23 protein-coding genes are annotated in these 20,756 nt (G+C 74.1%); 11 read left to right on the top strand and 12 right to left on the bottom strand.

All coding sequences use genetic code 11. From position 1 onward, the window contains the following. Positions 1-76 precede the first annotated feature (76 nt). Entirely contained in the window at positions 77-490 is a 414-nt protein-coding gene (locus BLU55_RS07990; protein WP_091728180.1) for a CoA-binding protein, read from the bottom strand. A gap of 33 nt (positions 491-523) precedes the next feature. Here BLU55_RS07990 and BLU55_RS07985 point away from each other — a divergent pair, with 33 nt between their 5' ends. From BLU55_RS07985 to BLU55_RS07975, 3 genes are all read left to right on the top strand, one after another. Then, positions 524-991: a hypothetical protein gene (locus BLU55_RS07985; RefSeq protein WP_091728177.1), complete on the top strand. Its 468-nt coding sequence runs from the start codon at positions 524-526 to the stop codon at positions 989-991. A gap of 20 nt (positions 992-1,011) precedes the next feature. Then, complete coding sequence (locus tag BLU55_RS07980) at positions 1,012-2,193, top strand: acyl-CoA dehydrogenase family protein (protein WP_091728174.1); 1,182 nt, start codon at positions 1,012-1,014, stop codon at positions 2,191-2,193. Between the two features lie 120 nt (positions 2,194-2,313). After that, positions 2,314-3,141 carry a GIY-YIG nuclease family protein gene (locus BLU55_RS07975; RefSeq protein ID WP_091728172.1) on the top strand — a complete coding sequence of 276 codons (828 nt, stop codon included), beginning with the start codon at positions 2,314-2,316 and terminating at the stop codon, positions 3,139-3,141. 88 nt (positions 3,142-3,229) lie between these two features. On the opposite strand, the gene BLU55_RS07970 is transcribed toward BLU55_RS07975, so the two are convergent. After that, positions 3,230-5,098, bottom strand: coding sequence for a sensor histidine kinase (locus BLU55_RS07970; RefSeq protein ID WP_091728169.1), 1,869 nt, complete (start codon positions 5,096-5,098; stop codon positions 3,230-3,232). Positions 5,099-5,210: 112 nt separating this feature from the next. On the opposite strand from BLU55_RS07970, the gene BLU55_RS07965 reads away from it, so the two are divergent. After that, a complete protein-coding gene (locus tag BLU55_RS07965) occupies positions 5,211-5,603 on the top strand; it encodes a RidA family protein (RefSeq protein WP_091728167.1) in 393 nt (130 codons plus the stop codon). A 103-nt stretch (positions 5,604-5,706) separates the two neighbouring features. Continuing rightward, positions 5,707-6,375 (top strand): haloacid dehalogenase type II, encoded by a 669-nt coding sequence (locus tag BLU55_RS07960; RefSeq protein WP_091728164.1) that lies wholly within the window; start codon positions 5,707-5,709, stop codon positions 6,373-6,375. 65 nt (positions 6,376-6,440) lie between these two features. Here BLU55_RS07960 and BLU55_RS07955 read toward each other — a convergent pair whose 3' ends face one another. Continuing rightward, a complete protein-coding gene (locus BLU55_RS07955; protein ID WP_091728161.1) occupies positions 6,441-6,614 on the bottom strand; it encodes a CsbD family protein in 174 nt (57 codons plus the stop codon). A gap of 148 nt (positions 6,615-6,762) precedes the next feature. On the opposite strand from BLU55_RS07955, the gene BLU55_RS07950 reads away from it, so the two are divergent. After that, positions 6,763-7,185, top strand: coding sequence for a DoxX family protein (locus tag BLU55_RS07950; RefSeq protein WP_091728159.1), 423 nt, complete (start codon positions 6,763-6,765; stop codon positions 7,183-7,185). Positions 7,186-7,660: 475 nt separating this feature from the next. Here BLU55_RS07950 and BLU55_RS07945 read toward each other — a convergent pair whose 3' ends face one another. Beyond that, a complete protein-coding gene (locus BLU55_RS07945; RefSeq protein WP_172833885.1) occupies positions 7,661-8,977 on the bottom strand; it encodes an ATP-binding protein in 1,317 nt (438 codons plus the stop codon). A gap of 101 nt (positions 8,978-9,078) precedes the next feature. On the opposite strand from BLU55_RS07945, the gene BLU55_RS07940 reads away from it, so the two are divergent. Next, on the top strand, positions 9,079-9,942 hold the full coding sequence (locus tag BLU55_RS07940; RefSeq protein ID WP_091733613.1) for a hypothetical protein: 864 nt from the start codon (positions 9,079-9,081) through the stop codon (positions 9,940-9,942). On the opposite strand, the gene BLU55_RS07935 is transcribed toward BLU55_RS07940, so the two are convergent. Both BLU55_RS07935 and BLU55_RS07930 read right to left on the bottom strand, forming a co-directional pair. Beyond that, complete coding sequence (locus BLU55_RS07935; protein WP_091728153.1) at positions 9,929-10,180, bottom strand: hypothetical protein; 252 nt, start codon at positions 10,178-10,180, stop codon at positions 9,929-9,931. The two genes, BLU55_RS07940 and BLU55_RS07935, sit on opposite strands and share 14 nt — an antisense overlap. 41 nt (positions 10,181-10,221) lie before the next feature. After that, on the bottom strand, positions 10,222-11,142 hold the full coding sequence (locus BLU55_RS07930; protein WP_091728150.1) for a TetR family transcriptional regulator: 921 nt from the start codon (positions 11,140-11,142) through the stop codon (positions 10,222-10,224). A 213-nt stretch (positions 11,143-11,355) separates the two neighbouring features. Between BLU55_RS07930 and BLU55_RS07925 the strand changes: the two genes are divergently transcribed. The 4 genes from BLU55_RS07925 to BLU55_RS07910 all read left to right on the top strand — a co-directional run bounded on the left by BLU55_RS07925 (position 11,356) and on the right by BLU55_RS07910 (position 15,443). Further along, the gene (locus BLU55_RS07925) at positions 11,356-12,324 is read left to right on the top strand and encodes a cyclase family protein (RefSeq protein ID WP_091728147.1); all 969 of its coding nucleotides are present in this window, start codon (positions 11,356-11,358) and stop codon (positions 12,322-12,324) included. Between the two features lie 5 nt (positions 12,325-12,329). Then, positions 12,330-13,976, top strand: coding sequence for a class I adenylate-forming enzyme family protein (locus BLU55_RS07920; protein ID WP_091728144.1), 1,647 nt, complete (start codon positions 12,330-12,332; stop codon positions 13,974-13,976). A 112-nt stretch (positions 13,977-14,088) separates the two neighbouring features. Then, entirely contained in the window at positions 14,089-14,409 is a 321-nt protein-coding gene (locus BLU55_RS07915; RefSeq protein ID WP_091728141.1) for an EthD family reductase, read from the top strand. Then, complete coding sequence (locus BLU55_RS07910) at positions 14,406-15,443, top strand: phosphotransferase family protein (protein WP_091728138.1); 1,038 nt, start codon at positions 14,406-14,408, stop codon at positions 15,441-15,443. Before BLU55_RS07915 ends, BLU55_RS07910 begins: the two co-directional genes overlap by 4 nt. A 19-nt stretch (positions 15,444-15,462) precedes the next feature. On the opposite strand, the gene BLU55_RS07905 is transcribed toward BLU55_RS07910, so the two are convergent. From BLU55_RS07905 to BLU55_RS07880, 6 genes are all read right to left on the bottom strand, one after another. Then, a complete protein-coding gene (locus tag BLU55_RS07905) occupies positions 15,463-16,245 on the bottom strand; it encodes an enoyl-CoA hydratase-related protein (RefSeq protein WP_091728135.1) in 783 nt (260 codons plus the stop codon). Next, positions 16,242-17,096 (bottom strand): SDR family oxidoreductase, encoded by an 855-nt coding sequence (locus tag BLU55_RS07900; protein WP_091728132.1) that lies wholly within the window; start codon positions 17,094-17,096, stop codon positions 16,242-16,244. Before BLU55_RS07900 ends, BLU55_RS07905 begins: the two co-directional genes overlap by 4 nt. Beyond that, positions 17,093-18,367, bottom strand: coding sequence for an acyl-CoA dehydrogenase family protein (locus BLU55_RS07895; protein WP_231917109.1), 1,275 nt, complete (start codon positions 18,365-18,367; stop codon positions 17,093-17,095). Before BLU55_RS07895 ends, BLU55_RS07900 begins: the two co-directional genes overlap by 4 nt. Before the next feature lie 103 nt (positions 18,368-18,470). Continuing rightward, positions 18,471-19,130, bottom strand: a complete 660-nt coding sequence (locus BLU55_RS07890; RefSeq protein WP_091728130.1) for a phosphatase PAP2 family protein — start codon at positions 19,128-19,130, stop codon at positions 18,471-18,473. Between the two features lie 110 nt (positions 19,131-19,240). Then, the gene (locus tag BLU55_RS07885; protein WP_091728128.1) at positions 19,241-19,606 is read right to left on the bottom strand and encodes a hypothetical protein; all 366 of its coding nucleotides are present in this window, start codon (positions 19,604-19,606) and stop codon (positions 19,241-19,243) included. A gap of 85 nt (positions 19,607-19,691) precedes the next feature. Continuing rightward, on the bottom strand, positions 19,692-20,735 hold the full coding sequence (locus tag BLU55_RS07880) for an Acg family FMN-binding oxidoreductase (RefSeq protein WP_091728127.1): 1,044 nt from the start codon (positions 20,733-20,735) through the stop codon (positions 19,692-19,694). Positions 20,736-20,756 lie beyond the last annotated feature (21 nt).

Raw genomic sequence — 20,756 nt, 5'->3', positions numbered from 1 at the left:
GAGGCGGAGGACGCACCCATTCTGCCCGGCTCGACCTGCCGGCGACCTGACTTCGGGTCGGGCGGCGAGGCTGGTGTCAGCCCCGACGGCGCCACTCGATGGCCGGGCAGGTGTCCATCACCATCGCGACGCCGGCCGCCCGGGTGCGGGCGAAGGCGTCCTCGTCGACGACCCCGAGCTGCAGCCAGACCCCGCGGGCGCCGATCGCGACGGCCTCGTCGGCGAACTGGCCGGCCGCCTCGGAGCGCCGGAACACGTCGACGACGTCGACCGGGAACGGGATGTCGGCCAGGCTGGCGTACCCCTGCTCCCCGAGGACCGTCGGCGCGTCCGGGTGCACCGGCACGATCCGCTTGCCGCGCTCCTGGAGCAGGCTCGCGATGGAGTACGCCGTGCGGCTCGGGTCGCCGGACAGGCCCACGACCGCCCAGGTCTCGCAGTCGTCCAGCATCAGGTCGACCGCGCTCTTCTCCTGCCAGCTCTCGCTCATGCCCCGACCCTAGGCTGCTCTACCGTCAGCCCGGTGAGCCCGACCCTCGTCGCCCGCACCGGGCTCGTCACGCCCGCTCCCGACGGTCCCCACGTCGAGCAGGTCGGCTGGGGCGTGGCCCGCCAGGTCGCCCGGGTGCTGGGCGAGGCGCTCGCGGCGCAGGACCGGGAGCCGCCGGCGGTGCTGGCCGAGCTCAGCGGGCTGGCCGAGCGGCCCGGCTTCGTGGCGTACGTCGTCTTCGCCGGCCGCACCGCCACCGCCGCCGCGCTCGTGCAGCTCGCGGCCGACGACGAGCTGGCCGTCCACCTCGGCGACGTCGTCGTCGAGCCGGACCCCGGTCGGGCCCGGTGGGCGCGCGAGGCGCTCGTCGTGCGAGCCCTGCACGACGCGGCCGCCGCCGGGGTGCCGTGGCTCGCGGTGGCCCAGGCAGGGACGGGCCCCGGCGAGGGCGACGTACCTCACGCCGACGACCTGGACCTGCGCCCGCTCGGCTTCGGCTAACGGTCGTTAACATCGGGGGCATGACCTCTGACGCCGGCTACCCGATGTACGCGCTCTCCGAGGAGCACCAGGCGATCCGCGAGGCGGTGCGCGCCGTCGCGGACGACAAGATCGCGCCGTACGCCGCGGCCGTCGACGAGGAGGCCCGCTACCCCCACGAGGCCGCCGCCGCGCTGCTGGCCTCGGACTTCCACGCGCCGCACGTGCCCGAGCAGTACGGCGGCGCCGGCGCCGACGCGCTCGCCACCGTCATCGTCATCGAGGAGGTGGCCCGCGCCTGCGCGAGCTCCTCGCTCATCCCCGCCGTCAACAAGCTGGGCTCGCTCCCGGTGCAGATCAGCGGCTCGGAGGAGCTGAAGCAGAAGTACCTCTCCAAGCTCGCCGCCGGTGAGGGCGGCTTCTCCTACTGCCTGTCGGAGCCCGACGCCGGCTCCGACGCGGGAGGCATGAAGTGCACCGCCAAGCCCGACGGCGACGGCTGGGTCCTCAACGGCGTGAAGCGCTGGATCACCAACGCGGGGGAGTCGGAGTTCTACACCGTCATGGCGGTCACCGACCCCGACAAGCGCACCCGCGGCGGCATCTCGGCCTTCGTCGTGGAGAAGTCCGACGAGGGCGTCTCCTTCGGCGCCCCGGAGAAGAAGCTCGGCATCAAGGGCTCCCCGACCCGCGAGGTCTACCTCGACAACGTCCACATCCCGGGGAGTCGCATCATCGGCGAGGTCGGCAGCGGCTTCGCCACCGCCATGAAGACCCTCGACCACACCCGCGTCACCATCGCGGCCCAGGCCGTCGGCATCGCCCAGGGTGCGCTGGACTACGCGCTCGGCTACGCCCAGGAGCGCCAGCAGTTCGGCAAGCCCATCGCCGACTTCCAGGGCCTGCAGTTCATGCTCGCCGACATGGGCATCCGCGTCGAGGCCGCCCGCCAGATCACGTACGCCGCCGCCGGCCGCTCCGAGCGCGGCGACAAGGACCTCACCTTCTTCGGCGCCGCTTCGAAGACCTTCGCCTCCGACACCGCCATGCAGGTCACCACCGACGCCGTCCAGGTGCTCGGCGGCTACGGCTTCACCCGCGACTACCCCGTCGAGCGGATGATGCGCGACGCCAAGATCACCCAGATCTACGAGGGCACCAACCAGGTGCAGCGGATCGTCGCGGCCCGGCAGCTGCTGGCGGGGATCCAGAGCAACCTCTGATCCGCCTGGGGCACACCCGGTTCTTCAGGGCCCGTTCAGTGGGGTGCTCGCTGGGCCACGGTGGCCCACACCGCCGCGAGACGGTCCCCCGAATGCTTAGCTCGGGCTACCGTGCGACGGATGCAGCCCATTCCCCTGACGAGTTTGCTGCCCACGGGCTTCCATCCCATGCAGCACAAGGTCCACTTTGCCGTCTGGAATCAGATCGAGCACCCGATCGACGTCCTTGCCACGGACGCTGAGGAGTGGCAGGGCTGGAACTCATGGCGAAGCGTTAACAACGATTTTAATCGCGAGTTCATCTTCTCGATGGCAGCGGACAAGCACGACCCGACGCTCTGGCTCTTCGGCGGCATCTGGGAGGTGCTCGAGCGCGGCGCTGAACAGCACGCACGCTCATACACGGTCGCGCTTCGCGAGGACATCATGGGTGCATTCAGACGTCGACTGTGGATCCGGCACAGGCGGTCGGGACGCAACATTCGTCAGCGGATGGAGTCAGTCCTGCCGACGATGGTGGTCTCGTCCATCCTCGAAGAACCGTTTTCGGGCGATCCATTCCCTGGGCATGACCGGATCAACCACAGTCTTGCGGACTTACAAGCCGTCGTTGCCCAGTCGCGCGCGGACTGGCGGATCGCCCTCGAGAGCATGAAGGGCGTTTACGTCATTCACGATCAGGAGACCGGGCAGCGTTACGTCGGCTCGGCGTACGGGGACACCGGCATCTGGCAGCGGTGGTCGACCTACGCGTCAACCCTCCACGGCGGCAACGTCGGCCTTCGAGCGCTGCTTGAAGAGAAGGGTGAGGACTACTACCGGCGGAACCTGCGATTCGCGCTGTTGGAGTACTGGTCCATGCGTACCGACGACGACACCGTCCTTGAGCGCGAGTCGTACTGGAAAGACGTCCTTCACGCCCGATCTCTCGGTCACAACCGCAACTGACGACGATCGCGCGGCTGCGCCTAACCGCCGCCTAAGGGGCACGCAGAGAGCAAGCAGGTGCGTGCAGGGCGGCCACCGCTGCGCGTTGCTAGCCCGCGGCGACCCGGGCGCCGAGGCGGCGTACGGCGCCGTGGCCGTCTCGGGCGGGGGTGGTGCCGGCGGGGTCGTCCGCGGCTGCCGGGAATCGGACGCGGAACGTCGTGCCCACTCCGACCGCGCTCTCGACGTCGATGTGGGCGCCGTGACGATCGGCGATCCGGGCGACGATGGCCAGGCCGAGGCCCGTGCCCGGTCGCTGCAGGGCGTCCGGGTTGGTCGAGCGGAAGAACTCCGTGAACAGCCGCTGGCGGTCGTCCTCCGAGATCCCGAGGCCGTGGTCGGCGCAGGTGAGGACGACCTCGTCGCGACTCCGGTGGAGCGACACGTCGACGGCGCTCCCGGCGTCGGAGTACTTCACCGCGTTGCTGACCAGGTTGCCGACGAGCGAGCGCAGCTCGGCGCCCTGGCCGGACACCACGAGCGGCCCGGCGCCGGGCGCGATCCGCAGCACCACGCCCTGCTGGGCGGCACGCAGCGCCTCGTCGGCGCAGACCTCGGCGAGGACGTCGCCCAGGTCGACCGGGAACCCGACCGTGTGGTCGTGGGTGCCGACGCTGCTCATCAGCAGCAGGTCGTTGACGACCGTCTGTGCGCGGCCCGCGCTGCGCCCCATCGCGGCGAGCGACGTCTGCGCCTCCGCGGGCAGGTCGGGGACGGACTCGAGCATCTCGAGGTGGCCGAGGATGACGCCGAGGGGGTTCTTCAGCTCGTGGGAGACGGTGTCGATGAGCTGGCGGCGGTACTCGTCGAGCTGCTGGAGCTCGACGATGAGCTGTTGCTCCCGCTCGTGGGCCCGCGAGCTGAGCAGGGCCCGGCCCACGTCGTGACCGACCCCGAGCGCGGCCTGGCTCTCCGCCTCGGTCCACCGGTTCTCGCGGCCCTCGCGCACCACGAGCAGCGTGCCCATGGCCTCGTGCCCGGCCCCCACGGGGACGACGAGCAGCTCGCTGGCGTCGTGGGCCGCGAGGTGGTCGGCGAGCGCGCGGCCGTGGTGCCGAGCCAGCTCCCCGTCGCCCCACACCCCGCCCGGCTCGGCGATGACCACCGTGCGCGACCTCCACGCCCGTCGGCTGGCGGCCTCGATCGCGCCGTCCAGGGCGGGTGGCAGGTCGGCGGCGCAGCCCCGGTCGTCGTCCAGGTCCTGGGGGTGGTCGTGCAGCCGCACCACGAGCGAGCTGGCGCGGAAGCCGACGACCAGGTGCGGGTGCACCTCGGCCAGCAGGTCACGACCCCCGAGGCGCCGCGACGCGGCCCGCACCACCGCGCGCGCCGTCTCGTCGAGCCGGGCGTGCCGCGTCAGCTCCTCGCGGTCGACCGTGACCAGCACCGACTGCAGGACCAGCTCGAGGGTGTCGGCGATGTGCCACAGCTCCTGGGGTCCCGGGCGGCGACCCGAGAGGGGCTCGTCGAGGTGCAGCAGGGCGCGGGTGCGGCCCGACGGGTCCGTCAGCGTCGCCACCAGCATGTCCAGGGTCCGCCACCGGTCGGGGGCGCCCGAGTCGGGGAGGGCCGGGACGTACCCGTGGCCACGGAGCGCCTCCTGCAGCTCCGCATCCATGTCCTCCTCGGCGAGGAACACGAACTTGCCGTACCTGGTGCCGGCCTCGGCCACCCGACGCATGTGCCGGACCGGGTAGCTCTGGCCCAGCTCGGCCTCGCCGTCCTCCGACCCGGCGAACGCGACCGGCTCCAGGAAGCCGTCGCCACGCAGCACGTCGACGATGCTGACGCCGAAGCCGGTGCGGGTCCGGGCGTCCTCGGCGAGCCGGCGCAGCTCGGCCCGCGCCTCGGGACCGCCCCAGCTGTGGGAGCGGGCGCGCTCGGGCGACGACGTCGTGCCGAAGTTGTCAGCGCTCATCTCGCTCCTGGCCCAGGTTGCGAACAGTATGGCAACCATTTGTCCAGCTCACGGGCTTTTGCCCGTTCGCTCTGCTAGTGCACGCGTGGGACGCTCGGCGAGGAGGTCCGAGATGCCGCGACAGATCATCACGACACCGAACGCACCGAGCTCACCGCTGTTCAGCCAGGCCGTCAGGGCCGGCTCCCAGGTGTTCGTCTCGGGGACCACCGGCCTGGTGCCGAGCACGGGTCGGATGGCCGGTGACGACATCGGGGCCCAGACCCGCCAGGCGCTGGCCAGCTGCGAGGCCATCCTCGAGGAGGCCGGTGCCACGCTCGACGACGTCGTCGAGGTCGGGGTGCTGCTCGCCGACCCTGCCGACTTCGCCGGCATGAACGAGGAGTACGCCCGCTGGTTCCCGTCCGACCCGCCGGCGCGGTACGCCGCCAAGCTGGGCGCCGAGGTCCCGGGGCTGCTCGTCTCCATCCGCATGACGGCGTACGCGCCTGACCACGACGCCTGACCTCAGCCCTCGCCTGCGGGGCGGCTCCGGGGCGCGGTCACGGCAGACGCACGCGGGCAGCTCAGGTCGGCGCGGGGTCGTCGCTGCGGGGTACGAGCACCGCATGGACCGACCCACCGTGATCGTGCTCGACGTCAACGAGACCCTGTCCGACCTGAGCGGGCTGGACGGCGCGTTCGCCGCCGCCGGGCTGGAGCCGGGGGAGCGGGAGGCGTGGTTCGCCGGGGTGCTGCGCGACGGGTTCGCGCTGACCGCGGTCGGGCAGAACCCGGGCTTCGCCGAGGTCGCCGCGGAGGCGCTGCGGCTGCGGCTGGTCGCGCGCGGTGCCGCGGACCCCGAGGCGGGAGCTGCGTCCGTGATGGAGGCCTTCACCCGGCTCGACGTGCACGCCGACGTCGCGCCGGGCCTGCGGGCGCTGCACGCGTCCGGCACCCGCCTGGTCACCCTGAGCAACGGCTCCGCGGCAGTCGCGGACGCGCTGCTGGAGCGCGCCGGTCTGGCCGACGTCGTCGAGCAGACGCTGAGCGTGGCCGACGGGCCGGGCTGGAAGCCGCTGGCCGGTGCCTACACCCGTGCGCTCGAGGTCTGCGGGGTCGCGGCGGGCGAGGCGATGCTGGTCGCGGTGCACCCGTGGGACCTCGACGGGGCGGCGCGGGCGGGCCTGCGGACGGGGTGGGTACGCCGCGGCGCGGCCGGCTGGCCGGCGTACGCGCTTGCACCCGAGGTGGAGGCCGACGACCTCGTCGGGCTGGCCGACCTGCTGGGCGCCTGACGCCGTACGCCGCCACGGCCGGGCCCGCGGGCCGCGACCGTGACGTCGGCGTGGAGCCGGGCGGGTCAGCCCTTGAAGACGTCCTTGACGTTCTCGCCGGCCTGCTTGGCCGACGACTTCGTCTGGTCGGTCTTGCCCTCGGCCTTGAGCGAGTCGTCGTTGGTCGCCTCGCCCGTGGCCTCCTTGCCCTTGCCCTTGAGGTCTTCGGCGGCGTTCTTGGCCTTGTCAGCGAGTCCCATGGTGGTTCCTCTCGTCGGTGAGCCCGCCCTGTGCCCGTTCTCGCGCGGATCTCACCGACGCAGCAGCGACCCCGCCCCGCGCGATGAGTCCCGCCGCTCGTGCCGGTCTGCCCCCCGTGACGGCGGATCCGGACGAGAGGGGTGCGGCATGAGGGTGGTCGTGTGGGTGGTGTCGGCGTTGCTGGCGGTGGCGTTCCTGGCGGTGGGGCTGGGCAAGCTGGTGTCCTCGGGCGCCGACCTGGAGGCGGCCGCGAGCGGCATCCCGGTCGTGCTCTTCCGCATCGCCGGCGTGGCCGAGGTGCTGGGCGCCGTCGGCCTCGTGCTGCCGGCGGCCACGCGGGTGCGTCCGTGGCTGACGCCGCTGGCCGCCGTGTGCCTGACCGCCACCATGGCGTGCGCGGTGGTCGCCAACCTCGTCGTGGGCGGGGGAGCGACGGCGGTGCTGCCGCTGGTGCTGGGCCTGCTGAGCGCGTTCGTCGCGTGGGCCCGCCGGGGGCCGTGCGCCGTGGCGCCGCGCGCCGCGACCGGCCCGGACGTCATCGGAGGTGTGGCCTCCAGCCCACGATCCTGATGACGTCCGGGTGGGGCGCCGGACACACCAGGACGCGCCGAGCGAGCCGCAGCCCGGCCCGGTCGACGCGTCCCGCGCGCCTGGCTGGCGCTCAGTCCAGCCGCGCGATCCCGGTCGCGATGAGGACGCGCAGCGTCTGGCGGCGGGGATGGCGGGTGCGGGTGCGGGTGCGGGTGCGCGGGACGGGTGTGACGTGCACGGGAGTGCCTTCCGGAGACGGGGTGGGCCCTCGGGGCGGGACGGGTGTCCTGGCACGAGGACCCGGGACGACCTGGGTCGGTGGTCCGGCGACGGGCTCGGGGTGGCGAGCCGGGGAGCCGGGACGGGTCAGCGACAGATGGCGCTGGTGACCGACATGAGGTCGACCGCGCGGCGGCGCGTCAGCCGGGGCGTCAGGTCGAGCGAGCAGGTCATGGACCCATTCAACACCCGATCACTCGACTTTGACGAGCCTTCCGGATGGTGAGACCCGGGATCAGCCTCCGGTCTCGGAATCCCCGTCCGGGGCGGGCACGGCGCTCAGGTGGGCCAGGAAGACCCGACGGCCGCGGGGGAGGTGCTCGGCGTGGATGGTCATGCCGATCGAGACCTCGCTGCCGTCGCGGCGCAGGGCGGGGACCACGACCGGGAGGTCGACCAGCGGCGAGCGGCCGGCGTACAGGTGCAGCGTGAAGCCCGACAGGTGGGCCTGTCGGAACCGCGCCGGGATGATCTCGACGAGGCGGTGGAGCACCAGGTCGGCGGGGTCGTCGTACCCCAGCAGGGCCAGCGCCGGACGGCTCACCGCCAGGATCCGGTTGGTGTCGTCGGCGGCGATGACCGCGGTGGTGGCGCCGGTGACCCGGGCCACCGCGGCGTCGTCCCAGGCAGCGGGGGCACGGGTGGGCTCGGTGCCGACCCCGCCGTCCCAGCGCCGCGGGGGACGGCCCTGCGCCTGCTCGAGCACCTCGCCGCACAGCCAGCGCCGCAGCGAGCGCACCTCGGGCTGGGTCGGCGGCGTCAGCAGGACGCCCGCGTCGGCCATCGCGGTCGCGGCCTGCAGCAGCTCCTGGAGCTGGTCGAACTGCGCCAGCGCCTCCGGCAGCACGCGCACCACGACCCGGTCGGCCGTGAGCGCCGGGTCGGTCGACGCGTCGAGCAGCGTGGCGGGGTCGGGCGCGACCGCCGCCACGGGAAGCTGGTCGCGCAGCACGGCGAGCGCCTCGGACGCGGCCGCGTGGCGCTCGATCTGATCGGTGCCGTTCGCCTCGTCGAGCTGGCTGAGCAGGTGCTCGCGCAGCAGCGACTCGGCCTGCATCTGCCAGGCGGCGTGCAGCAGCAGCGGCACGCTCAGCAGCACCACCGTCGCGGCGTCGCGGGCGCGAGGGTCGTCATCGGTGCTGCCCCCGGCGCCGTCCAGGTCGCCCTCGGCCGAGGAGGGGGCGTCGGAGCGCACGCCCAGCTCGAACCAGACCGTCTTGCCGCCGCCGCTGGAGCGGACGCCCCAGCGCGCGACCAGCTCCTCGAGCAGGTGCAGCCCGCGGCCGGTGGCGGTGAGGCTGGCGTAGGTGCGCGGCGCCGGCAGGTGGGGGCTGCCGTCGGCCACCTCGACGCGCACGCCGACGCCGATCTCGACGCGCAGCTCGACCTCGGTGCCGGCGTGGACCAGGGCGTTGGTGACGACCTCGCTGAGCGCGAGCTGGCCGTCGGCGAGCAACGACTCGTGGGGCGTGCCGAGCAGCAGGTCGTGCAGGATCCGGCGGGCGGCGCCGACGCTCGACGGGTGGGCCGCCAACCGGCGGATCTGGGTCAAACCGCCCGAGGCCACAACTCGTTCTACCAGGCGCTGGGACCGCGCATCAGGGGCGGTCCGGTGCGTGGTCCGGCCCAGGTGGTGCGTCGTACCCTGCGGTGGTGCTGCTCGGGCTGGTCTGCGCGTCCGCTGCCAGCCTCTGCTACGGCACGGGGTCGGTGCTCCAGGCCGTCGCCGCCCGGTCCACCGAGGCCGGGCAGACCCTCGACCCACGGCTGCTGCTGCGCCTGGCGCGGTCGTGGCGCTACCTGCTCGGGGTCGGTCTCGACGGGCTGGGCTTCGTGCTCGCCCTGGTCGCCGTGCGCAGCCTGCCGCTGTTCGCGGTGCAGGCCGTGGTCGCCTCCTTCCTCGCCGTGGCGGCCGCCCTGGGCGCGGTGGTGCTGCGCACCCCGTTGCGGCGCTCGGACCGCGTCGGGCTCGCGGTCGTGGTGGGCGGCCTGGTGCTGGTCGCGCTCTCGGCCGCCGCGGAGCGGGCCGCGCCCGTCACCACGGGCGAGCAGGTCGGGCTGCTCGTGGCCACGGCGCTGCTCGTCGGCCTGGCCGTGCTCTGGGGACGTCTCGCGGGCAGCCGCGGGGCCGCCCTGCTCGGCGCCGCCGCCGGCCTCGGCTTCGGGGTGACCTCGATCGGCGCCCGGATGCTGCCCCCGCCCGGCCCCGGCGAGGGCCGGACGGGCTGGCTGGTCCACCTGCTCGCCCAGCCCGCGTCGTACGCCGTGGTGCTGGGCGGGGCGGTGGCCCTGCTGGCGTACTCGACGGCGCTGCAGCGCGGCTCGGTCGCGGTGGCGACCGCCCCGCTGGTGGTCGGCGAGACCGTGGTGCCCGCCCTGGTCGGCGTCTGGCTGCTCGGCGACCGGACCCGCCCCGGGTGGGAGCCGGTCGCGGTCGCCGGCTTCGTGCTGGCCGTCGCGGGCGCGGTCGCCCTGGCCCGCCACGGCGAGCCGGGGGACGGCGTCAGTGCTCGATGACGGGGACGTCGACGGGCGGCAGCGGCTGCGGGTTGAGGGCGACCTGCTCGGCGACGGAGTCGTAGAGCCGGGTCGCGACCTCGTAGAGCTCCTTCTGCCGCTCCCCGGCCGCGCCCGCCGAGAGCTCGGTCAGCACGACCGCGCTGAGGGCGTCGCGCAGCCACGGCGGGCGCGGCGGGCGACCGTGCGGGGTGCCGCACCAGTCGTCGATGTCGGTCATCAGGGCGGAGACGTTCATGGTCACTCCTCGGGGACGGCCCGCGGCGCGGGCGACACCCCTCAGGAGTCGGTGGGTGCGGCCGGGATACCGGTGGCGCGCACCAGGCCGAGCGCGAAGTCGACGTAGAGCGCGGCGACGTGCTCGGGCGGCTGCGGGCCGTCGTGGCGGAACCACTGCGCCAGCGCGGTGCACATGGTGACGACCGCCCGGGAGGCCTCGTGGGGCCGGGGCGTGGCGAAGACGCCGCTGCGCACGCCGGCCTCGACCTCGGCGTCGACCATCCGCTGCTCGGCCGTGCGCTGGTGGGCCACGCGCAGGTGCGTCTCGGGGGCCAGGCTGCGCATCTCGGAGGCCCCCACGAAGGCCAGCTCGCGGCGGTGGGTGTGGTAGAGCGCGAGGCACTCCACGAGGTTGGCGAAGCGCTCGACGACGTCGCGTCCCTCGTCGCGCGCGGCCTCGGTGCGGCGCCGCAGGTCGGTCATGGTGAGGTCGAGCAGCGTCGCCAGCATCTCCTGCTTGCTCGAGTAGTAGTGGTAGAGGCCCGGCACCGACAGGCCGGCCCGCTCGGCGATGGTGCGCATCGTGGCGCCGTGGTAGCCGAACTCGAGGAACGACGAGAGCGCCCCCGTCAGCGCGGGGTCGAACTCGAGCGGGTCGTAGCGCCTCCAGTCGGCGTCGGCGGCCGAGGAGCCGCTGGGCGACGGCGCCGACGGCTGCACGGCGCTCGCCGGGGGGACCTGGTCGGGCTCGGTGGCGACCAGCAGCTGGTCGACCGGGACGCCCAGGACCTCGGCCAGCTCGGAGAGCCGGTCGCTCGACAGACCGGTCTTGCCGGTCTCGATGCCGCTCATCGTGGCGGTGCTGACGCCGAGCCGGTCGCCGAGCTCGCGCAGGGTCAGGCCGCGGCGGCGACGCAGCAGCCTCACCGTCGCGCCCAGCACCGCCCGGTGGGCGGCCCGGTCCTCGCGAGGTGACGACATGGCGCCAGCGTAGTTCAGGATTGCTGAAAACTGGTGGACCTGGGCAACGGCCGCTGCCGGGGGTTGACGAGCGCTCGTGGGCCGACCATTGTGAGCCTCGTCATACTGAAACCCGAGTGGGCGTTCGCTCGCCTGCCCGCCCGGGGCCATCCGGCGCGCCGCCCGACCTGCGCGCCCCACCTCACCGCCAGTCCCACGTCCAGGAGGACACCCATGACCGACGAGGCTCCCGCCGCTCCCGACCTCACCGACCTGCTCGCGGACGCGCCGACCAACTGGGGCAAGTGGGGGGAGGACGACGAGGTCGGCTCGCTGAACTACCTCGGCCCCGAGCAGGTGCTCGCCGCCGCCGGCCTCATCAAGAGCGGCAAGGTGTTCACGCTGCAGCGCCTCATCGGCGACCCCAAGGGTGACCCGGTCTGGCCCGGCCGCACCCCGGCCGAGCGCACCCAGATCCTCGACGAGGGCGACTGGGACGAGGGCGGCAAGGGGCCGGCCTTCCCCGGCGGGCTGCACTACGCCGACGACAAGATCAACGCCTTCCTCCAGGGCTCCACGCAGTACGACGCCCTCGGCCACGTCTGGTACGGCGGCCAGATCTGGAACGGGTACGACGCCCGCACCACGATCGGCGGCCTGCAGAAGGCCAGCGTGCAGCCGATCGCCGAGCGCGGCGTCGTGGGCCGTGCGGTGCTGCTCGACATGGCGCGCTTCCGCGGCAAGGACAACCTCGACGCTGCCGAGACCTACACCCACGAGGACCTGGTCGCGTGCGCGGAGAGCCAGGGCGTCGAGCTGCGCAAGCGCGACATCCTCGTCATCCGCACCAACTACATCTCGCTGTTCTTCACGCTGGGCGAGAAGTTCTACGAGGGCTTCTGCGAGCCCGGCCTGGTCTACAGCCCCGAGCTGGTGCAGTGGTTCGCCGACATGGAGATCCCCAACCTGGTCACCGACACCATCGCCAACGAGGTCACCTTCGATCCCAACAACGGGGTCGCGCTGGTGCTGCACAACGCCCTGATGCGCAACCTGGGCGTGACGCTCACCGAGATCGCCGACCTCGAGCAGCTGGCCGAGGACTGCGCCGAGGACGGCGTCTACGAGTTCTTCTACGCCGCGGCGCCGCTCAAGGTGGCCCTGGGCAGCGGCTCGCCCGTCAACCCGCTGGTCGTGAAGTAACCCCGATGGGCGTCTACGACGAGCGGCCCTGGCTCGACCTCTACGGCGACATGCCGCACGACCTGGCGCCCGAGCACGACAACGCGCTCGACATGTTCCGGGCGGGTCTGGCGACGGACCCGTCCGGGGCGGCGGTCGTCTACTTCGACGGCGTCATGTCGCGCGAGGAGCTCGACCAGCAGAGCGACGCGCTGGCCTCGGCGCTGCTGGAGCACGGCTTCGCGGCCGGCGACCGGCTGGCGGTCTACCTGCAGAACGTGCCGCAGTTCCTGGTCTGCATGGTCGCGACCTGGAAGGCCGGCGGGGTGATGGTCTCCATCAACCCGATGAGCCGGGCCCGCGAGCTGACCTACCTGCTGCAGGACTCCGGCGCCAAGGTGCTGGTGGCCCTGGAGCAGCTCTACGACGAGGTCGGTCGCGACGTGGTGCCCGGCACCGCGGTCGAGCTGGTGCTCACCACCAGCGAGCTCGAGCACCAGACCCGCCACGACGAGCGGCTCTTCGCCGGGATGTCGCGCCAGCGCCACGAGGGCACCACCGACCTCGCCGAGCTGATCGAGGCCCACCGCGGCCAGCAGCCGCCGCCGGTCGAGCTCGCCCCCGACGACGTGGCGTTCCTGACCTACACCTCGGGGACCACCGGGGTGCCCAAGGGTGCGATGAACACCCACCGCAACGTGGTGTTCACGGCGTCGGTCTACCGCGACTGCGCCCGCTTCCAGGCGCCGGGCTCGGTCTTCGGCATCGCGCCGCTGTTCCACATCACCGGGCTGATCGGCCACATCGCGGTCAGCTTCCTGGCCCCGATGCCGCTGGTGCTGGCCTACCGGTTCGAGCCGCACGTCGTGCTGGACGCGCTGGTCGAGCACCGGCCGACGTACACCATCGGCGCGATCACGGCCTTCAACGCGCTCTTCAACCACCCGGAGTTCACGAAGGACCACTTCAGCTCCTTCACCTCGGTCTACTCCGGCGGCGCGGCGATCTCGCCGACCGCGGAGAAGGCGTTCCTCACCCACACCGGGCTGCAGGTGCACAACGCCTACGGCCTGACCGAGACCACGAGCCCGATGACCCTGACGCCCTTCGGGGCGCCCTCGCCGGTCGACCCCACCTCGGGGGCGCTGTCGGTGGGCGTGCCGGTGCCCAGCACCGTCGTGCACATCTGGGACGAGCAGGGCCAGGACCTGCCGCTGGGGGAGGTCGGCGAGATCGTCGCCGACGGCCCGCAGGTGGTCGCGGGCTACTGGGGCAAGCCCGAGGAGACCGAGGCCAACCTGCCCGGGGGAGCGCTCAAGAGCGGCGACGTCGGCTTCATGAACGACCAGGGCTGGATCTTCATCGTCGACCGCAAGAAGGACATGATCAACGCCTCCGGCTACAAGGTGTGGCCGCGCGAGGTCGAGGACGTGCTGGCCGAGCACCCCGCCGTGCGCGAGTCGGCCGTGGTCGGCGTGCCCGACGAGAAGCGCGGCGAGACGGTCAAGGCCTTCGTCAGCCTCAAGGCCGGCTCCGAGGTCACGACCGAGGAGCTGATCGCCCACTGCAAGGAGCGGATGGCGGCGTACAAGTACCCCCGCCAGGTCGTCGTCATCGACGAGCTCCCCAAGACGGTCACCGGCAAGATCCTGCGGCGCGAGCTGCGCGACTAGCCGGGTCCACCCCCGACGCGGTGCGGGCCGGCTGGCGTCCGCCGGCCCGCACCGTCCCCCACGGCACGGCCCGGGAGGTCCCCGGGTCGCTCCCACCCAGGAGGAGAAGCGCATGTTCACCGTCACCTTCGTGCTCCACGAGAAGTCCGGCAGCGACCGGTCCGAGGCGCTGCAGTACTGGCGCACCACCCACGCCGACGTCGTACGCCGGGTCCCCGGCGTCGCGCACTACGTGCAGCAGCACGCCCTCGGCGCACCCGAGGGCGAGCCGCCGTTCCTCGGCGTGGCCAGCCTGTCCTTCGCCGACGAGGCGGCCTTCGGGGTCGCGGCCGGCTCGGAGGAGTTCGCCGCGGCGGTGGCCGACGTGGCCAACTTCGCCGACGCCGACCGGCTCCCGACCGCCTTCACCGAGGACGTCGTGATCGTCGGGTGAGCGACCCCAGCGGCTCCCGGACCGACCCGCCGGGCCTCCCGGTCGCGGCGGTCGAGGCCTTCCTGCACGAGGCCGTGCCCGGGCTGCTCCAGGGGCCGCTGCGCGCCAGCCTCACCGCGGGCGGCCGGTCCAACCTGACCTACGTCCTGGAGGACGGCCACGGCCGGTGGGTGCTGCGGCGCCCGCCGCTGGGCCACGTCCTCGCCTCGGCCCACGACATGGGCCGGGAGCACCGGCTGCTCGCCGCCCTGGCCCCCACCGAGGTGCCGGTGCCGGCCCCGCTCGTGCTGGCCGACGACCAGGTGATCGGGGCGCCCTTCTACGTCATGGACTTCGCCGAGGGCGAGGTGCTGCGCGAGACCCCGCAGCTGGCCGCGCTGGACGCCGCGCAGGCCGAGGCGGTGACCACCGACCTGGTGCGGGTGCTGGTGCGGCTGCACGACCTCGACCCCGGGGCGGTCGGCCTGGGCGACCTCGGCCGTCCCGCGGGCTACCTCGACCGCCAGCTCAGCCGCTGGCGCCGCCAGCTCGCGTCGTCCCACAGCCGCGACCTGCCCGAGCTCGACCGGCTCGCCGACCGGCTCGAGGAGCGCGTGCCCACGACCCAGCGGCACACGATCGTGCACGGCGACTACCGCCTCGACAACGTCATGGTCGACGTGGCCGGCGGCCGGGTGCGCGCGGTGCTCGACTGGGAGATGGCCACCCTCGGCGACCCGCTGGCCGACCTGGCCTCGGCGGTCGTGTGGTGGCAGGGCACCAGCGGGCTCGACCTGCCGGTGGCCGCGGTCCCCGCCGACGTCGCCGGCTGGCCCGGCGGCGACACCCTGCTGGCGGCGTACGCCGATCGCAGCGGTCTCGACCTGGCCGAGATGCCGTGGTACCTCGGCTTCGCCTACTTCAAGATCGCGGCCATCTTCGAGGGCATCCACTACCGCTCGCAGCAGGGCCTCACCGTGGGCGAGGGCTTCGACCGGCTCGGGGCGCTGGTACCGCCGCTGGTCGAGCGCGGCCACGCCGCCCTGCCCGGGTAGGACCGGGCAGCGGCTGCCCTCAGCCCCGCGTGCTGGGGAAGTCGGGGCGGCGCTTGGCCGCGAACGCCGCCACGCCCTCGCGGCCGTCGGGGCCCGAGGCGTTGGCGCGGATGGCCAGCGACTCCTGCCGCAGCGCCGCCTCGGCGCCGGGCGTGGCCACCTCGCGCAGCAGCCGCTTGGCCGAGACCTGCGCGGGTCGCGACCCGGCCAGCAGCTGCGCCACCACCCGGTCGGCCGCCGCGTCGAGCTCGGCGTCGGGGTGGACCTCGGCGACCAGGCCCGCCGCCTGCGCCTGCGCGGCACCGAGCACGGGGTTGAGCAGCGCGAGGTGCAGCGCGCGGTGCAGGCCGAGCGAGGCGGTCAGCAGCGTGCTGCCGCCGTCGGGGGACAGCCCGATCCTGGTGTAGGCGAGGGTGAACCGGGCGGACTCGCCGGCCAGGACCACGTCGGCCGCGGCGGCCAGGGGCACGCCCGCACCGGCGGCGGTGCCGGCCACGACCGCCACCACGACGGCGTCCATCCGGTGCAGGTCGCTGATGACGCGGTGCAGCGCCTCCGCGAGGTCCTCCACCAGCTGGTCGGGGTCCTCGGCGCCGGCGAAGGTGCCGACGTCGCCGCCGACGCTGAAGGCCTTGCCCAGGCCCCGGAGCACCACGACGCGGGCGTCCTCGAGCCGGGCCCGGCGCACGGCCGCGTGCAGCTGGTCGACCGACGCCGGCGTCAGCGAGTTGCCGTGGTCCGGGTCGCTCAGCGTGACGTGCGCGGCGCCGTCACGCAGGGCGTAGGCGACCAGCTGGCTCATCCCTGCGCGTCCTCGGGGTCGAGGAACAGGTCGGGCCGCAGCGGACCGTCGCCCGGCACGGCGCGGTAGCGGTCGAGGTCGGTCACGCCCTCCTCGGCGAGCACCTCGTCGTCGATGAAGAACCGCCCGGTGCAGGTGCGCGGGTCGCGCAGCAGCACGGCGTGGGCCGCGTCGGCGACCGTCTCAGGGGTGCGGGAGCCCGCGACGGCCTCCTCGCCGCCCAGCAGGTTGGCGACCGCGGCGGTGGCGATCATGGTGCGCGGCCACAGCGAGTTGGCGGCCACACCGGCCTCGCGCTGCTCCTCGGCGAGACCGAGGGTCACCAGGCTCATGCCGTACTTCGCCATCGTGTAGGCCAGGTAGCTGCCCGCCCACCGCGGCCGCAGGTCGAGCGGCGGCGAGAGCGTGAGCACGTGGGCGTGGTCGCTGGCCTGCAGGTGCGGCAGCGCGGTCTTGGAGAGCAGGAAGGTGCCGCGGGCGTTGATGTCCTGCATCAGGTCGTACTTCTTCATCGCGATCTCGCCCGTCGGGCTGAGGTCGATCGCGCTGGCGTTGTTGACCACGACGTCGATGCCGCCGAAGCGCTCGACGGCCTGCGCGACCGCGCCCGCGACGTCCTCGTCGCTGCGCACGTCGCCGACCACGGCCAGGGCCTGGCCGCCGGCCGCCTCGATCTCGGCGGCCGCGGTGTGCACGGTGCCCTCGAGCTTGGGGTGGGGCTCGCTGGTCTTGGCGAGCAGCACCACGTTGGCGCCGTCGCGCGCGGCGCGCAGGGCGATGGCCAGGCCGATGCCGCGGCTGCCGCCCGACATGATGATCGTGCGGCCGCGGAGGCTCTCGAGCGCGCTCACGCGTGCACCGCCGTCGTGGGCAGGGCGGGGGTGCGCCGCAGCTCGGCCTTGGCCAGCGAGCGCAGGTGCACCTCGTCGGGGCCGTCGAACAGCCGCATCGCGCGGTGCCAGCCGTACATCGCGGCCAGCGGCGTCACGTCGGTCACGCCGGCGCCGCCGTGCACCTGGATGGCGCGGTCGATGACGCTGGTCGCGGCGCGGGGGACCGCCACCTTGGCCATCGCGACGAGGTCCTTGGCGGCCTTGTTGCCCTCGGTGTCGATGACGTGGCAGGCGCGGTGGCACAGCAGCCGGGCCTGGTCGATCTCGAGCCGCGACTCCGCGATCTGCTGCTGCACCACGCCCTGCTCGGCCAGCGGCCGCCCGAAGGCGACGCGGTCCTGGGCGCGGGCGACCATGAGGGCCAGGGCCCGCTCGGCGGCGCCCAGCGCGCGCATGCAGTGGTGGATGCGGCCGGGGCCGAGGCGGGCCTGCGCGGCGGCGAACCCGCCGCCCTCCTCGCCGATCACGTGCGACACCGGCACCCGGACGTCGGTGAAGGTGACCTCGGCGTGGCCGTGCTGGTCGTGGTGGCCGAAGACCGGCAGGTCCCGGACCACGGTGACGCCCGGCGTCTCGCGGGGCACGATCACCATCGTCTGCTGCCGGTGGGTGGCGGCCTCCGGGTCGGTCTTGCCCATCACGATGAAGACCGCGCAGCGGGGGTCCATCGCCCCGCTCGTCCACCACTTGCGGCCGTTGATCACGTAGTCGTCGCCGTCGCGCTCGATGCGGGTCGCGATGTTGGTCGCGTCGCTGCTCGCGACCTCAGGCTCGGTCATCGCGAACGCCGAGCGGATCTCGCCGGCCAGCAGCGGCTCGAGCCACTGCTGCTTCTGCTCGTCGGTGCCGAGCAGGTGGAGCAGCTCCATGTTGCCGGTGTCGGGCGCCTGGCAGTTGATCGCCTCGGGGCCGAGGTCGTTGCTCCACCCGGACAGCTCGGCCAGCGGGGCGTACTCCAGCTGGGTCAGCCCCGACTCCGAGGGCAGGAAGAGGTTCCACAGCCCGCGGCTCCGTGCCTCGCGCTTGAGGTCCTCCATCACCGGCGGCAGGTCGTGGCCGTCGGGGCCCGCGGCGGCGCGGTGCGCGGCGTACGACGCCTCGGCGGGGAGCACGTGCTCGGTCATGAAGGCGACCATCTGCTCGTGCAGCTCGACGGCGCGCGCCGAGGGCGCGGGCAGCGAGTGGTCGGGCGTGGGCGCGGGGGACTGGTCCTGGTGAGAAGGGGGCACGTCGCTCCTGAAATCCGGCCGAGTGATCACTCGGGTCGGTTTTCACTATTACGGGCGCGACGGCTGCACGCAAGCGGCTGCCGGCCCGGTCACCCCCGCGGGGTCAGGCGCCGGAGCGGCGATGGCGCGGTGGCGCGACCACGTGGGCCAGCGCGCCGACCGTGACGGCGAGCAGCGCGGCCGCGGCGGCGTCGCTGGGCCGGTGCCACTGCAGCACCACGGTGGCGTAGCCCGCGGCCAGGACCACCGGGACCACCAGGGCCAGCGTCAGCCCGCGGACCAGGCCCGGCACGGCGAGCACGAAGGCCATCGCCAGCCCGGCGACCGCGGCGGTGTGACCGCTCGGCAGCGAGTTGGCCGACCCGTCGACGAGGTCGGGGCGGTCGAGCACGAGCTTGAGCAGCCGGGCCAGCACCGGCAGCCCCGCGGCGACGCCGGCCACGGCGAGCGCGCGGCGGGGGCCGTGCACGGCGAGGGCGAGCAGCGCGAGCACCACGGTGCCGAGCAGCACGGCGCCGGCCGAGACCACGCCCAGCAGGTCGGTGGCCACGCCCTGCCCGGGGAGGTGGGCCGCGATCCACACCATCGCCCGGTCGTCGAAGGACTGGCCCGCGGGCGTCCACACCGCCCACCAGGAGAGCAGCACGAACCCGGCGGCGGAGGCGGCCGCCAGCAGCAGCGCCCCGCCGGCACCCGGACGGCGCCCCTCGTCGGGGCGCGGCGGCACGGCGGTGGGCTGGTCACGGACGGCGGACACGGGCACCTCGGCGTCCTCTCGGGTCGGGTCGGGGTCGGGTCGACGCGCCGGCGGTCGGCGGTGGCCCCCATCCTCCCAAGCCCTCCTGAGAGGGACCTGTGGCCGCGGCGTCCGGGTCAGCGGAAGGTGAAGTACGCCCCGACCAGACCGGGGAGCGGGCCCAGGAGCAGCCACCAGCTGAGCGCGCCGTGGCCGTGGATGAACCGGCCGACGCACACGGCCGTGACGCCGATGACGCCGGCGATCACGTTGAGGCCGACGCGGGCGTCCAGGCGGCTCTCGTCGGTGAGGTACGCCGCCACGGCGACGCCGATGCCCAGGTGCATGATCGTGCTCACCGCGAGCACCGACATCACCCACTTCTGGACCTGGCCGATCGACATGCCGCCGCTGCTCGGACGCGGGCGCAGGTCGTCGGGGTCGAGCAGGTGGCGGGCGCGACGCACGGGCGGGCGGTCGGTGGACGGGCCGGACTGGCTCATCGGGTCTCCTCGCTGGACTGCTCCCATTGTCCCCCCGCTGGCGGTGCGGCCCGACCAGCGCGCAGCCGTGCGGTCGTGAGACCGGTCACGGCCCGGGCGGGCCGCCGGGCCGGAGCAGGTCGTCGCCCCCGTCGAGCACGTCGTGCAGCGGACGGCGCGGCGTCCGAGGCAGGCTGCTGCGGCCGATCTGCTGCCAGCCCAGCCGCAGCAGCAGCTGGGGCCGGCGCAGCGGGCCGGGCACCTCGCGCGAGAGCGCGGCCCGGCTGGTGGCGTGCTCGACCACCTGGCTGAGGGGGACGACCGAGAAGCCCTCGCGGGCGGCGCTCAGCCACAGCGCGCTCGCCGCCTCCCCGGCGCGCAGCCACGACAGCGGTCCGTCGGTGGCGGTGAGCAGCACGACGAGGCCCTCGGAGGCCTCGACGAGGCGCTCGGAGCCGTCGACCAGGGAGGTGTCGAAGCGGTGGGGGTGCTGCCCGCGCAGGCCGAGGGCCACCGGCACCACGGCCCGCGGGATGCCCTCGTGGGAGCCGCGATCCACCCACGAGGCGGTCTCGGCGACGATCGCGGGGTCGTGGGCCTGGGCCAGCCGGGCCTGCTCGGTCAGCAGGTCGACCCGCCGCCGCGAGCGCGGCTCGGTGAGCGGCAGGAGCTGCACGTCGGGGTGGGTCGCGGCCCTGGCCACCCGGGCCACGCGGTCGGCGGCCACCGGCCACAGCGTGAAGCGACGCCGGTCGGTGGAGCGCTCGGAGATCGTCAGCAGGTCGTCGACGGCGTGCGGGTCGACCGGCGCGCCCGGCGGCGCAGGCGCCAGGCGCAGCCGGGCCAGCAGGTCGGGTGCGGCGGGGTCGGGGGCCCGCTCCACCGCGACGCGGAACCCGTAGGCGTGCGCCGCGACCAGGGCGTGGTGCAGGGCGGTGCCGCAGCTGACGACCAGCTGGCGCCCGTCGGCGTCGGCGTGCACGAGGCGCCGCCCCTGGTCGGCCCACAGCTCGAGCTCGACGGGGGAGCGCGTCCGCCAGCGCCACGGCTGCGTGTTGTGGATGCTGGGCGCCATCCGGGCGCGGTCGACGATCCGCTCGACGGCGCCGGGCACCGCGGCCCGCCGGGCGGGCGCGCGCTGCAGGGGCATGGCCCCACCCTCGTCCCTCGC

The organism is Nocardioides scoriae (assembly GCF_900104965.1).
GTDB classification, from domain to species: Bacteria; Actinomycetota; Actinomycetes; order Propionibacteriales; family Nocardioidaceae; genus Marmoricola; species Marmoricola scoriae.
Note: the sequence above shows the minus strand (reverse complement) of the source record. Positions and strands in the feature narration are given on the sequence as shown.